Source organism: Streptomyces sp. NPDC037290 (assembly GCF_055603245.1).
The window spans coordinates 736,297-749,469 of sequence record NZ_JBVJVZ010000001.1; the positions used below are offsets into that span (position 1 = coordinate 736,297).

The following is a 13,173-nucleotide window of genomic DNA, read 5'->3' on the forward strand; positions in this document are numbered from 1 at the left end:
GGTCGCGCCGGGTCGGACCCAACAGAGCCGCATTCGCTAGGAGTTACCGCCTGTGATAACGAGAGCGAGACGGGCCGCGGCCATCGCCGCCGCAGCCCTCGCCGCCGCACTGATCCAGCCACTGGCGGCCCACGCCGCCACCCCGCCCGCGCCCCCCTCGGACGCGGCCCTGGCCGCCCGGCCCGCCCGGCACGACGACACCCGCGAGCAGTTCTACTTCGTCATGCCGGACCGTTTCGCCAACGGTGACACGTCCAACGACAAGGGCGGACTGACCGGTTCCCGGCTCAGCACCGGCTACGACCCCACCGACAAGGGCTTCTACCAGGGCGGCGACCTCAAGGGCCTGACCAAGCGGCTGGACTACATCAAGGGCCTCGGCACCACCGCCATCTGGATGGCGCCGATCTTCAAGAACCGCCCGGTGCAGGGCACCGGCAGCAACGCCTCCGCCGGCTACCACGGCTATTGGATCACCGACTTCACCCAGGTCGACCCGCACTTCGGCACCAACAAGGACCTCAAGACCCTCATCTCCACGGCGCACGCCAAGGGCATGAAGGTCTTCTTCGACGTCATCACCAACCACACCGCCGACGTCGTGGACCACGGGGAGAAGTCCTCCGACTACCTCTCCAAGGGTGCCTTCCCGTACCTGACCGAGGACGGCCGACCCTTCGACGACGCCGACTACGCGGCCGGCGGCAAGAAGTTCCCGGCCGTCTCCAGCCGGTCCTTCCCGTACACCCCGAGGGTCACGAGCAACAGCAAGGTCCCGGCCTGGCTCAACGACCCGACGATGTACCACAACCGGGGCGACTCGACGTACGCCGGCGAGTCCACGACCTACGGTGACTTCTCGGGCCTGGACGACCTGTGGACCGAGCGTCCCGAGGTCGTGCACGGCATGGAGAAGATCTACGAGCGGTGGGTGCGGGACTTCGCCGTCGACGGATTCCGGATCGACACCGTCAAGCACGTCGACCTGCCGTTCTGGACGCAGTGGGCGACCGCGCTCGACAGGTACGCGGCGGCCCACGGGCGGAAGAACTTCTTCATGTTCGGCGAGGTCTACTCCGCCGACACGGACATCACGTCCCCGTACGTCACCCAGGGCCGCCTCGACGCCACCCTCGACTTCCCCTTCCAGGACGCGGCCCGCGCCTACGCCTCCCAGGGCGCAAGTGCCCGGAAGCTGGCGGGCGTCTTCGGCGACGACTACAAGTACACGACCGACAGGGCCAACGCGTACGAGCAGGTCACCTTCCTCGGCAACCACGACATGGGCCGTATCGGGTACTTCCTGAAGCAGGACAACCCGAAGGCCACCGACGCCGAGATCCTGAAGAAGGACGAGCTGGCCAACGAGCTGATGTTCCTCAGCCGGGGCAACCCGGTCGTCTACTACGGCGACGAGCAGGGCTTCACCGGCTCCGGCGGCGACAAGGACGCCCGCCAGACCATGTTCGCCTCCAAGGTCGCCGACTACCTGGACGACGACGAGATCGGCACCGGCCGCACCCACGCGGACGACTCCTACGACACGTCCGCGCCCCTGTACCGGCAGATCGCCGCGCTCTCCAGGCTCCGCAAGGCCAACCCGGCGCTGGCCGACGGAGTCCAGACCGAGCGCTACGCGGCCGACGGCGCCGGTGTCTACGCCTTCACGCGGACGGATGCCAGGACCGGCCAGGAGTACGTCGTCGCCCTCAACAACGCCGGCTCGGCACAGACGGCGGCCTTCGCGACGGGGTCCGCCGACATGTCGTACCAGGGCGTCTACGGCGCCACCGGCTCCGTGAGGACCGACGGTGACCGCAGGGTCAGCGTCACCGTCCCGGCCGAGTCCGCCGTCGTCTACCGGGCCGCCGGCACCCTCGCGAAGCCCGCCGCCGAGCCGGTCCTCACGCTGAGGGCCCCGGCCGACGGAGCCACCGGAACCGTGGAGATCGGCGCCGACACCGACGGCGGTCAGCTGAACCGGGTCGTCTTCGCCGCCCAGGTCGGAAACGCCAAGTGGCAGGTGCTCGGCTCCGCCGACCACGCCCCGTACAAGGTCACCCAGACCCTCGGCAAGGACGTCCCGGCCGGGACCGCGCTGCGCTACAAGGCCGTCGTGGTCGACTCGGCCGGGCACACCGCGAGCGCCACCGCGAGCAGCACCTCCGGCACCCCGCCCCCGCCCGGGGTCCCCACCGCCTCCTCCCGCGACTACGCGATCGTCCACTACAAGCGCACCGACGGCGACTACGACAACTGGGGCCTGTACGCCTGGGGCGACATCGCCGACGGCGAGGCCACGAACTGGCCGGCCAGCCACCCGTTCACCGGCCGGGACGCCTACGGCGCCTTCGCCTGGGTCAAGCTCAAGCCCGGTGCCTCCAACGTCGGCTTCCTGGTCATCGACAAGAACGGGAACAAGGACGTCTCCGCCGACCGGAGCATCGACGTCACCAAGACGGGTGAGGTGTGGGTCGAGCAGGGGAAGACGGACGTCCTGATGCAGAAACCCGACTATCCCGCGCAGGACACGACCAAGGCGGTCCTCCACTACCACCGCGCCGACGGCGACTACGACGGCTGGGGCCTGCACGTCTGGACGGGTGCCGCGAACCCCACCGACTGGTCGACCCCGCTGAAGCCGGTGAAGACTGATGCCTATGGCGCGGTCTTCGAGGTGCCGCTCTCCACGGGTGCCACCAGCCTCAGCTACATCCTCCACAAGGGCGACGACAAGGATCTCCCGGCCGACCAGTCTCTGGACCTCAAGGCCGACGGCCATGAGGTGTGGCTGTTGAACGGCCAGGAGAAGTACCTGCTGCCGCAGCCGGCCTCCAGCGCCGCGGCCCTGGACCTGAGCACCTCCAAGGCCATCTGGATCGACCGGGACACCCTCGCCTGGAACGGCGTCGACGGCGCCGCCTCCACCCAGCTGCTGTACTCCGGCGACGGCTCGATCACCGTCAGGGACGGGACGCTGACCAGCGACGACGAGCGCTGGATCCGGCTGGAGAAGACCACGCTGACCGACGCACAGAAGGCGAAGTACCCGCACCTGAAGGACTACACCGCCTGGTCCGTCGACCCACGGGACCGGGACCGGGTGCGCGAGGCGCTGAAGGGCCAGCTGGTCGCCTCGCAGCGGGCCGCCGACGGAGCCGTCCTGGCCGCGACCGGCGTGCAGATCGCCGGTGTGCTGGACGACCTCTACCCCGGCGCCACCAAGGCCGCGCTCGGACCGGTCTTCCACGACGGAAAGCCGACCCTCTCGGTGTGGGCGCCGACCGCACAGGACGTCTCGCTGGAGCTGGACGGCTCGGTCAGGGCCATGCACCGCGACGACACCACCGGCGTCTGGTCGGTCACCGGCCCCGCGTCCTGGAAGGGCAAGCCCTACCGGTACGTCGTGAAGGTCTGGGCGCCGAGCGTCCGCGCGATGGTCACCAACAAGGTCACCGACCCCTACTCGCTCGCCCTCACCGCCGACTCCGGGCGGAGCCTCGTCGTCGACCTGGACGACAGGTCCCTCGCCCCGAGCGGCTGGTCGGCCCTGCGCAAGCCCGCCGCCGTACCGCTGCGGGACGCGCAGATCCAGGAGCTGCACATCCGGGACTTCTCCGTCGAGGACCGCACATCCAAGCACCCGGGCACCTACCTGGCCTTCACCGACAAGGACAGCGACGGCTCCAGGCACCTGCGCGCACTGGCCCGGTCCGGGACGTCGTACGTGCACCTGCTGCCCGCCTTCGACTTCGCCACCGTTCCCGAGAGGAAGGCCGACCAGGCGAGCCCCGGCTGCGACCTCGCCTCCTACCCCGCCGACTCCGGCGAGCAGCAGGCGTGCGTGGCGAAGACCGCCGCGAAGGACGCCTACAACTGGGGCTACGACCCGTACCACTACACGGTCCCCGAGGGTTCGTACGCCACCGACCCGAACGGCACCGCCCGCACGGTGCAGTTCCGCAGGATGGTCCAGAGCCTGAACGAGGACGGCCTGCGGGTCGTCATGGACGTCGTCTACAACCACACGGCGGCCAGCGGCCAGGCGGACACCAGCGTGCTCGACAGGATCGTGCCCGGGTACTACCAGCGGCTGCTCGCCGACGGCTCGGTGGCCAGCAGCACGTGCTGCTCCAACACCGCGCCGGAGAACGCGATGATGGGCAAGCTCGTCGTGGACTCGATCGTCACCTGGGCGAAGGAGTACAAGGTCGACGGGTTCCGCTTCGACCTGATGGGCCACCACCCGAAGGCCAACATCCTGGCGGTCAGGAAGGCCCTGGACGCGCTGACCCTGAAGAAGGACGGCGTCGACGGCAAGAAGATCATCCTGTACGGCGAGGGCTGGAACTTCGGCGAGGTCGCGAACGACGCCCGGTTCGTGCAGGCCACACAGCAGAACATGGCCGGCACCGGTGTCGCCACCTTCTCCGACCGCGCCCGTGACGCGGTGCGCGGCGGCAGCCCCTTCGACTCCGACCCCGGCATCCAGGGCTTCGCGTCCGGGCTGTACACCGACCCCAACGGGTCCACGGCCAACGGAACCAGGGAGGAGCAGAAGGCGCGCCTCCTGCACTACCAGGACCTGATCAAGGTCGGGCTCACCGGGAACCTCGCGAAGTACCACTTCACGGACACCGGCGGCAAGGAGGTCACGGGAGCGGAGATCGACTACAACGGCTCGCCCGCCGGCTACGCGGACGCGCCCGGCGACGCCCTCGCCTATGCGGACGCGCACGACAACGAGTCGCTGTTCGACGCCCTGGCCTACAAGCTCCCGAAGGACACCTCCGCGTCCGACCGGGCCCGGATGCAGGTCCTGGCGATGGCCACGGCCGCCCTGTCGCAGGGGCCGGCCCTGTCCCAGGCGGGCACCGACCTGCTGCGCTCGAAGTCGCTGGACCGCAACTCCTTCGACAGCGGGGACTGGTTCAACGCCATCCACTGGAACTGCGCCGACGGCAACGGCTTCGGGCGCGGGCTGCCCATGGCGGCCGGCAACCAGTCCACGTGGGACTACGCCCGGCCGCTGCTCACGAGCGTGAAGGTCGGCTGCCCGCAGATCACCGGCGCCTCCGCCGCCTACCGGGACCTGCTGAGGATCCGGACCACCGAGAAGGCGTTCTCGCTCGGTACGGTCACGCAGGTGCAGGACCGGCTGTCCTTCCCGCTGTCGGGGAAGGACGAGACCCCGGGGGTGATCACCATGAGGCTCGGTGACCTGGTCGTGGTCTTCAACGCCACGCCGGAGCGGCAGGAGCAGAGGATCGGCGGCCTGGCCGGGACGCGGTACACGCTGCACCCGGTGCAGGCGCGGGGTGCCGATCCGGTGGTGAAGAACTCTGCCTACGCGGCCGGCTCGGGCACCTTCAGCGTCCCGGCGCGGACGGTGGCGGTGTTCCGGCAGGCGGGGAAGTAGGGTCGGGGCCGTCGTCGTAGAACAGGAGTGCCCATGCCGCAGATCACCGTCGACTACTCGTCCCCGGCCGAGGACCGCTTCGACCTGGACGGCTTCGCGCGGGCGCTGCACGAGGCGACCGTCGAGATCGCCGGGGCGAGGCCCGAGGCGTGCAAGACGCTGTTCCGGTACAGCGACCGGCGCGCGTTCGGGTACGAGGACCCCGAGAAGCACGCGATCTTCCACGTGACCTTCGGGCTCCTCGCCGGACGCACCGACGAGACGAAGGCGAGACTGACGGAGACGGCGCTCGAACTGCTGCTAACGTACGTGCCGCCGGAGGACGGCGTCACCCTGCACGCCTCCGCCGAGGTCCGTGACCTCGACCCGTCGTACCGGAAGTCCGAGCGCTAGCGGACGCTCAGGAACCGAGGGCGATCAGCCGGCCGACGAGCTCCGCGAAGGGGCCGTCGGCCGGCTCGTCCTTGACCATGGTGCGCAGCAGGTCGGCCATGTCCGTGTCGTAGGCGGCGCTGACCGCGGCCAGCGCGGCGAAGTCGTGCACCAGCTGGAGCTCCAGCTCGGCGCGCGGGATGCGCCGGCCGTCCAGCCAGATGAGGGCCGTGGACTCGGCGAGCGAGATCCAGGAGCGGACGACCAGCTCCAGGCGCGGGGAGGCGTCGGTGACGCCGAGGTGCGACAGGATCTGCTCGTACGCGGCTTGGCGCACGGAGTCGATGAGGGCGTTGGTGGCCGAGGAGCCCACCGCCGGGCCGCCGCGCATCAGCGCGGAGAAACCGGGGCCGTGCTCCTCCACGAAGTCGAAGAAGCGGCGCATCACACGCAGCAGCCGGGCGCCGAGCGAGCCCTGGTGAGGCTCGGTGAAGCGGCCCGCGAGATCCTCCGAGGCGCGCTTCAACGCGGCCTCGTACAGGCTGAGTTTGCCGGGGAAGTAGTGGTACACGAGCGGGCGCGAGATGCCCGCGGCCGACGCTATCTCGTCGATGGAGACCTCGTCGGGCGAGCGTCGGCTGAACAGGTCGAGGGCGACACCGATCAGCTGCTGCCGCCGCTCCTCGACGCCCATCCTGCGGCGAACCCCGGTACTCATGCGAACACCTTACCGATCGGATCCGGCCGCAGGCGTTCACATGTCGAGCACCAAACGATCGCTCCTGGACCGGGACACACAGATCAGTATCGAGTCGGCCCGCTCCTCGTCCGTCAGCAGCTCGTCCCGGTGGTCGATCTCGCCCTCCAGCACCCGCTGTTGGCAGGTCCCGCAGAACCCCTGCTCACAGGAGTAGGCGGTGCCCGGCAGTTCCCGGCGCACGGCGGCCAGCACGGTGGAGTCCGCCGGTACGGTCAACGTCCGCCCGCTGCGCCTCAGTTCGACCTCGAACGCGGCGTTGCCGTCGGACGGGAGCCGCGGCGCGAACCGCTCGAGGTGGGCGTCCGGAAAGCGTTCCGCGACGGCCGCCATGAGCCCCTCGGGCCCGCAGCAGTACACGGCGGCACCCTCGCTCACCTCCAGCGCGCCGAGGTCCGGCCGCCCCTCGACGACGGTCACCCGGTCGCCGCCCAGCTTCTCGGCCTCCTCCAGGAACGGCATCGAGGCCCGGCCGCGACCGGCGTACACCAGCCGCCAGTCGGCGTCCGCCGGAAGCGCCCGCAGCATCGGCAGCAGCGGTGTGATCCCGATCCCGCCGGCGACGAAGAGGTACGACGGCGCCTCGACGAGCGGGAAACGGTTCCGCGGCCCGCGCACCTCCAGCTCCATGCCCTCCGTCACCTGCTCGTGCACCTCGCGCGAGCCGCCACGCCCGTCCTCGGCCAGCCGGATCGCAACGGTGTACGAGGAGGGGTCCTCGGGATCGCCGCACAGCGAGTACTGCCGTACGAGCCCCGACGGCAGCACGAGGTCGAGGTGCGCGCCGGGCTCCCAGCGCGGCAGGTCCCGTCCCTCCAGGCGGAGCCGGACGACACCGTCGGCCACCGTCTCGTGCGCGGTGACCAGCAGCCGCAGGGCCCGGGAGCGTGGCCGGCCGGAGACCGGCGGGTCGAGTGCGGGCAGCGGCCACAGCGGCGAGGCCTGGATCCGGCGGCGCAGGGCCCGCCGGGTCAGCAGGGCCGCGCCCGCGACGAGCGCGACCGTACGCGGCTTCGGCATCAGGCGGCCCTCTTCTCCGCCGCCGTGGCGGCCGGGGAGGAGGCCAGGTAGGCGACGGCCTGCTCGGTGTCGCCCTCCTGCGAAGGGTGGTAACCACGGCTGAGGTAGCGGGGGATGGACCTGAGCATGTCCCCGGTCCCGGGCAGCAGACCCCGCCTGCCGCGGACGTAGAAGTCCTTGAGGCCGGCCTTGCCGTCGACGAGGGTCGGGTCGTTCTCCATGAAGAACCGCGCCCCGCGCTGCCACAGGAACACCAGCGCGCTGAAGGCCGTGGCCCAGGTCCGCACCCGCCGGCTGTAGCTCCCGTCGACGTGCGTGAACAGCTCGAAGGCGACGGAGCGGTGCTCCACCTCCTCCGCGCCGTGCCAGCGCAGCAGGTCCAGCATGGTCGGATCGGCGCCGCACCGGTCCAGCTCGTCCGCGTTGAGCACCCAGTTGCCGAGGAACGCGGTGTAGTGCTCGATGGCCGCGATGAGCGCCACCCGCTCCATCAGCCACCAGCGGCGGGCCCTGCCGGGCGGCAGCGTCCGGTCGCCGAGCAGCTTCTCGAAGAACCAGTCGACCTGTGCGGTGTACGGCGTCGGATCGAGCCCCAGCTCCCGCAGGTGCGGCAGCACCTCGTCGTGCGCCTGGGAGTGCATCGCCTCCTGTCCGATGAACCCGATGACGTCCTCACGGAGCCGGTCGTCCCGGATGTACGGCAGCACCTGCTTGTACACGTGCACGAACCACCGCTCACCGGCGGGCAGCAGCAGGTGCAGCACGTTGATGGTGTGCGTGGTGAAGGGATCTCCCGGCACCCAGTGCAACGGCGTGCCGTCCCAGGAGAAGGACACCTTGCGTGCCTTGAGCGGCACCCGGGCCTGCGTGTTAGACATGGCGTCAATGTACTGGCGAGTAGGGGTGCTGAGAACCCCCGCGGCCGACCTTGTTTACGTCGGTGTCAACAAAGGCCCGTGGCTACCGCAGCCCGGTGACCGGCCGCCCGTCCTGCAGCGTGCCCCGCAGCTCCGCCCGGGCCCCCTGCTTGGCCCGCGCGACCAGGAACCGGCCCTGCCCGGCGGCGGTGACCCCGCCCCCCGCCTGGACCGACGCCGTGTCCTTGTCACCCGCCGCCAGCAGGTACCAGTGCCCGGCGGCGGACTTCCACAGCACGCCGGCCAGCACATGGGGATCACGCGGTCCGCACGACCGGGCGTCCGTGCCCCTGGCGACCACCGCGCCGACCCGCCCGCCCGGCGTGTGGAACTGGGCCAGCGCGCCCGTGCCGTCGCCGCGCCAGGTCTCGGCCCTGGCGCACACCCAGTCGGCCGCCCCACTGCCGTCGGGCAGCGGCTGCTCGGCGAACGACCAGGCGTTGACACTGCGCACCCCGGCGGAACGCTCCACCGCCAGCGAGCAGGCGAACGGCGCCCAGGTCCGCAGCCCGGCCGCGCCGGACGCCTCACCGGTCGAGCCGGGCCGGCCCGCGGTGAGATGGACCGGGGCCAACTCGCCCAGGTCCGTGCTGAGTCGCGTGCCGGAGGCATCGGTCAGCTGGAGCACCGTCCAGGAGGTGCAGGCGCCGGGACGCAGCGCCGGGCTGGCCAGCGGGGCGGTGATGCCGTCGGTGATCGTCAGCGACGTCGCGGCCGCCTCCGGCTTCATCAGGTCCCGCGCGGCCGCCTTCTTCACCCAGGGCGCCGTCAGGTACTGGACGTTGCCGTCCGAGCGGCCCAGCACCAGCGCGCTCGCCTCGGGGCCGGTCGCGCCGTCGGCACGGGCGAGGTCGAGGGCCGCGCCCTGGGTGCCGTCGACCGGCTCGGCGTAGCGCGCGATGCGCAGACCGTCGTACAGCATCACCACGCGGGCGTTGTCCACCTGGCCCGCGTACAGCAGCTGGGGCGGGCCGGCCGGGCCGCCGGTGTCGGTGCCGGGGGTCGCCGAGACATGGACCGTCCCGCCGGGGCGGGCCCATACCGCGAGAGCGCGGCGCAGCAGGGCCGTGTCGCCGGTGAGCGGACCGCGCGCGGGCCACACCGAGAAGTCGGTACGGGCGGCGGACTCCCAGGCGGTGGGGGTGACCCGGATCAGCCTGGCGGGGTCGAGGGCGGCCTCGGCGGCCGGATTCCCGGCGTAGGCGGGTGCGGCGGCGCCGTCCGGGCCCCAGCCGTCGCCGGGCAGTGCGACCAGCGCCCCGCACACCGCGAGCGCCGCGGCGGCCGCGAGCACGGCCTTGGTGTGCTGGCGGCGGCGCATCAGATCGGTGGGCCGCGCCTGGAGCAGACAGGGGTCGAACTCGGGGGAGTCGAGCAGCGCGGGCTGCGTGGGCACGCCGTTCGCCGCGGCCAGCGCGCCGCCCACGTCGTCGACCCCGCAGGCCGTGAGGACCGCGCGGATGCCGACGTCGGGCAGCTGCTCCAGGCCGCGCAGCACATAGGCGGCGCGGGCCGGCCCGGACAGGGCGGACAGCCGCTGGTCCAGGGCCAGCTCGTCGGCGCCGCCCGAGCGCGGGAACAGCTTGAGGCCCCACACCTGGGGCAGCAGCGGCGGCAGCTGGGCGAGCCGCGGCAGGCCCTTGCGGGGGCGGGCCGCCTCCAGGGCCGCCCGCAGGACGCGCTCACGCAGGAAGGCGTACCCGGGGTCGCTCTCGTGGCCCGAGGCCTGGGCCGGGATCGCGGGCTGCCGGCCCCGGCCCCGGGGCAGGGACCGCTGGGCGAGGGCGTGTGCGGTCACCACGCGGCGGCTGCGGCCCAGGCCCGGTGGCAGCACCAGGTAGGCGATCCGGACCAGCCGTGGGTAGTGCTCGACGAGCGCGGCCTCGGCCTGCTCGAGGTCGACCGGTGCGGTGCCTTCGGTGGAGGCGGGTGCGTGACGCTGGGCTACATCCTGTGACTGCACGTCCGGGAAAACGAGCGAGCCGGATGTTGGTCACCCCGGACGGGTGATTCACCCCTCCGGCTCGACCAGCAGACGGGCGTAGTTGGCCATCGACCGCTGGTAGCGCGGCAGATGCGGGGCGAGGGCGCCGAGGACGAGGGACAGGCCCTCGCGATCGCGGCCGAGACTGGACAGGCACAGCGCGAGAGTGGCCCGTACCGCGTCGTCCAACTCGTCGGACGGGGCGTCCAGTTCGGGCGTGAGCAACGTGACGCCCTCCTCCGCCCGGCCGGTGTTCCTGAGCGAGCTGGCCAGCTGGATCCTGGCCCGGCGGCCCTTGTAGCCGCTCAGTCCCCGGGCCAGCGCCTCCCGGTACAGCGGCACCGCCTTGTCCGAGTGCCCGGTCGAGTCCCAGGCGCAGGCCTGCTCGAAGGGGCCCAGCGGGCTGTCCTCGGGCAGTTCGGCGACCAGGCTGTCGATCAGTGCGCGGAACTCGTGGGCGCGCTCTTCCGGACAGTCGTCGAGGGTGGCCCAGGCGGCGGCCACGCGGTCTTCCCAGTTCTGGTTCACCGCGTCACCCTCGCACACCCGTGCGTGTCCGGCACCGGATTTGAGCGCCCGGCGGCCCGCAGCCGTATCCGAAGGGGCTGAGGCATGCTTGGCCCACAGGACCGGAGGAACAGATGAGGGTGACAAGGGCGGTGCTCTGTGCGGCGGCCGTACTCGCGCTGGCGGGCTGCGGCTCGGGCGGGGGCACCGAGGCGGTCCCGCCCACCGCGACCGGCAGCCTGGAGAGCCTGGCCGCCGAGGTGAAGTGCAAGCCGAACATGCAGACCGACGCCGACGAGCTGCGCCAGGCCATCTGCACCAACGGCGCGGGGAAGTTCATCCTCGCCACCTTCGCCACCGACCGCGGCCAGCGCGAGTGGATCAACGACGCGAAGGACTACGGCGGCTACTACCTCGTCGGCCGCAAGTGGGTCGCCGTCGGTGACGACGGGGTCGTCAAGGCGTTGCGCGGCACCCTCGGCGGGGACGTGGAGATCGGCACGAACCACGCCGCCCACTCGGGGCACAGCGGCTGAGACCGCCAGAAGGCCGGTGACGGGAGGGGGGTCCGTCACCGGCCTCGTTCCTGGCCCGGGTCAGAGGGTCATGCGCACTTCTGGCCCTGGTTGATGCAGTTGGCGATCCTGTTGGCCAGGCCGCCGGTCGTGACGCTGATGAAGTCGTCGTGGTCGGTGATCGCCTTGTGCAGCTCTTCGGGGAAGCCGTCGACCGCGTAGGCGTTCTTCACCGTGCCGTCCGCCTGGATGACGGGCTGCGGCACGTTGTAGACCAGGCGCATCGTCAGCTGCGGGATCGCCTTGAAGCCGTTCGGGCAGACGCCGCTCGCGGGATCGGCGAAGGCCACGTGCGTACGGTGGTTGGCACTGTCGATGTTCACACCGTCCCAGCAGCTCTGGAAGGCGAACGAGCGCACCACGTTGCTGCCCTGCGGGCAGATCGGGTACTTGTCGGTCAGCTGCACCTTGTTCTCGAAGCCGGTGCAGCTCCAGTGCGCGTTGGCGTTGGCCGGGCCGTTGACGAAGGCCTTGGCGTCACCCGTGATGATCCGCAGGAACTGCGGCATCGCGACGACCTTGCTCGCCGGGCTGCCGACGTACTTGATCTGCGCCTGCTGGGCGACCAGGATCTTGCCGACGTTGAGGTCCTTGCCGCCGCCGTCCGCGCCGGCGTCCTTCTCCTGGGTGCCGTCCTGCTCGCGGATGACCGGCCAGTAGTACGCCGACAGGTCGTTCCTGTTCTGGCAGCTGGTGCCGCCCTGCAGGAACGTCTGGTTGCTGGAGAACGCGTTGACCTTCTGGTTGCCGACGTAGTCGTGGACGTGGTGGGCACCGTTGTTCACGCCGGGCGCGACGATCACGTTGTCGCTGTTGTGGTTCTGGTTCGCGTTCACGCCGCAGCGCGTGGTGAACGTGCCCGTCGAGGCGTTCTGCAGCTGGCGCGGCCTGCCCTGGACGTTCGGGGCGACCTTCGTGATGTCCACGAAGTCCGCCGCGGCCGGGCCGTCACCGCCCTGGCCACCGTTGTTGGCCTGCTGCTGGCCTCCCTGCTGCTGGCCACCCTGCTGCTGACCGCCGTTGTTCTGCTGCTGGCCGCCGTTGTTCTGCTGCTGACCACCGGTGTTCCCCCCAGCGGTGGTCTGGTTGGCGGCCTGCGTGGTGCAGGCGGCGAGCTGCTTGATCGCGTTGTCGAAGGAACCGCCGACGCGCTGGATGTCGATCCTGATCCGGTCGATCGTCGCCGACCGCTTGTCCTTGAGGGGACCGACGATCGCGTTCTGCACGAAGTTCGGATCCTTGGCCTGCGTGTTCCGGGTGGAGGCGAGCCGGTTGTAGGCCTCGGTGATCTGCCGGTCGAGGTTCGCCAGCTCCGTCGCCACACCCTGGCGGGCCCGCCAGGGCACGTTCGTCAGCTTCTGCTGGACGTCCGGGCAGGAGATCGTCGCGACCTGCGCCGTCGCGGCCTTCGTCTGGTTGCCTCCCCACGTCTGGTTGTTCGACTCGTGCGCCGAGGCGTAGAAGTTCGCCCAGATCAGCCCGCCCCCACCGAGCGCTAGGGCCGCCGATGCGGCTATGGCCTTGGTGGCCAGCGGCGTACGGCGTTTTCGTGTGTTGCGTCCCATGGAACTCCTCTGACTTCCTTGCGGGGCAGCATCGAGGCGCCCGACAGGAGTGAAGCG

General features: G+C 71.1%; 9 protein-coding genes. 3 read left to right on the forward strand and 6 right to left on the reverse strand.

Annotated elements, in window-relative coordinates; all coding sequences use genetic code 11:
- Nucleotides 1-52: 52 nt before the first annotated feature.
- A complete protein-coding gene (gene pulA, locus ACZ7HQ_RS03400; RefSeq protein WP_470984024.1) occupies nucleotides 53-5,419 on the forward strand; it encodes a pullulanase-type alpha-1,6-glucosidase in 5,367 nt (1,788 codons plus the stop codon).
- A gap of 33 nt (nucleotides 5,420-5,452) precedes the next feature.
- Entirely contained in the window at nucleotides 5,453-5,812 is a 360-nt protein-coding gene (locus ACZ7HQ_RS03405) for a 5-carboxymethyl-2-hydroxymuconate Delta-isomerase (protein ID WP_470984026.1), read from the forward strand.
- A 7-nt stretch (nucleotides 5,813-5,819) separates the two neighbouring features.
- Here ACZ7HQ_RS03405 and ACZ7HQ_RS03410 read toward each other — a convergent pair whose 3' ends face one another.
- The 5 genes from ACZ7HQ_RS03410 to ACZ7HQ_RS03430 all read right to left on the reverse strand — a co-directional run bounded on the left by ACZ7HQ_RS03410 (nucleotide 5,820) and on the right by ACZ7HQ_RS03430 (nucleotide 11,015).
- Nucleotides 5,820-6,509: a TetR/AcrR family transcriptional regulator gene (locus ACZ7HQ_RS03410; RefSeq protein WP_470984029.1), complete on the reverse strand. Its 690-nt coding sequence runs from the start codon at nucleotides 6,507-6,509 to the stop codon at nucleotides 5,820-5,822.
- A 36-nt stretch (nucleotides 6,510-6,545) separates the two neighbouring features.
- Nucleotides 6,546-7,568: a PDR/VanB family oxidoreductase gene (locus tag ACZ7HQ_RS03415; protein WP_470984032.1), complete on the reverse strand. Its 1,023-nt coding sequence runs from the start codon at nucleotides 7,566-7,568 to the stop codon at nucleotides 6,546-6,548.
- Nucleotides 7,568-8,446, reverse strand: coding sequence for a metal-dependent hydrolase (locus tag ACZ7HQ_RS03420; RefSeq protein ID WP_470984035.1), 879 nt, complete (start codon nucleotides 8,444-8,446; stop codon nucleotides 7,568-7,570). The genes ACZ7HQ_RS03415 and ACZ7HQ_RS03420 overlap by 1 nt, the downstream gene beginning before the upstream one ends.
- Nucleotides 8,447-8,528: 82 nt before the next feature.
- Nucleotides 8,529-10,448 (reverse strand): hypothetical protein, encoded by a 1,920-nt coding sequence (locus ACZ7HQ_RS03425; RefSeq protein WP_470984038.1) that lies wholly within the window; start codon nucleotides 10,446-10,448, stop codon nucleotides 8,529-8,531.
- 48 nt (nucleotides 10,449-10,496) lie between these two features.
- On the reverse strand, nucleotides 10,497-11,015 hold the full coding sequence (locus ACZ7HQ_RS03430; RefSeq protein WP_470984041.1) for a tetratricopeptide repeat protein: 519 nt from the start codon (nucleotides 11,013-11,015) through the stop codon (nucleotides 10,497-10,499).
- Nucleotides 11,016-11,110: 95 nt separating this feature from the next.
- On the opposite strand from ACZ7HQ_RS03430, the gene ACZ7HQ_RS03435 reads away from it, so the two are divergent.
- The gene (locus ACZ7HQ_RS03435; RefSeq protein ID WP_470984044.1) at nucleotides 11,111-11,512 is read left to right on the forward strand and encodes a hypothetical protein; all 402 of its coding nucleotides are present in this window, start codon (nucleotides 11,111-11,113) and stop codon (nucleotides 11,510-11,512) included.
- A gap of 68 nt (nucleotides 11,513-11,580) precedes the next feature.
- Here the strand turns inward: ACZ7HQ_RS03435 and ACZ7HQ_RS03440 are convergent, their stop codons facing one another.
- The gene (locus ACZ7HQ_RS03440; protein ID WP_470984046.1) at nucleotides 11,581-13,116 is read right to left on the reverse strand and encodes a DUF1996 domain-containing protein; all 1,536 of its coding nucleotides are present in this window, start codon (nucleotides 13,114-13,116) and stop codon (nucleotides 11,581-11,583) included.
- Between the last annotated feature and the right edge of the window lie 57 nt (nucleotides 13,117-13,173).

Coding starts and splice junctions, on each gene's coding strand:
- ACZ7HQ_RS03415 (WP_470984032.1), bottom strand. CDS start 7,568: ATGCCGAAGCCGCGTACGGTCGCGCTCGTCGCGGGCGCGGCCCTGCTG.
- ACZ7HQ_RS03410 (WP_470984029.1), bottom strand. CDS start 6,509: ATGAGTACCGGGGTTCGCCGCAGGATGGGCGTCGAGGAGCGGCGGCAG.
- ACZ7HQ_RS03405 (WP_470984026.1), top strand. CDS start 5,453: ATGCCGCAGATCACCGTCGACTACTCGTCCCCGGCCGAGGACCGCTTC.
- ACZ7HQ_RS03420 (WP_470984035.1), bottom strand. CDS start 8,446: ATGTCTAACACGCAGGCCCGGGTGCCGCTCAAGGCACGCAAGGTGTCC.
- ACZ7HQ_RS03435 (WP_470984044.1), top strand. CDS start 11,111: ATGAGGGTGACAAGGGCGGTGCTCTGTGCGGCGGCCGTACTCGCGCTG.
- ACZ7HQ_RS03440 (WP_470984046.1), bottom strand. CDS start 13,116: ATGGGACGCAACACACGAAAACGCCGTACGCCGCTGGCCACCAAGGCC.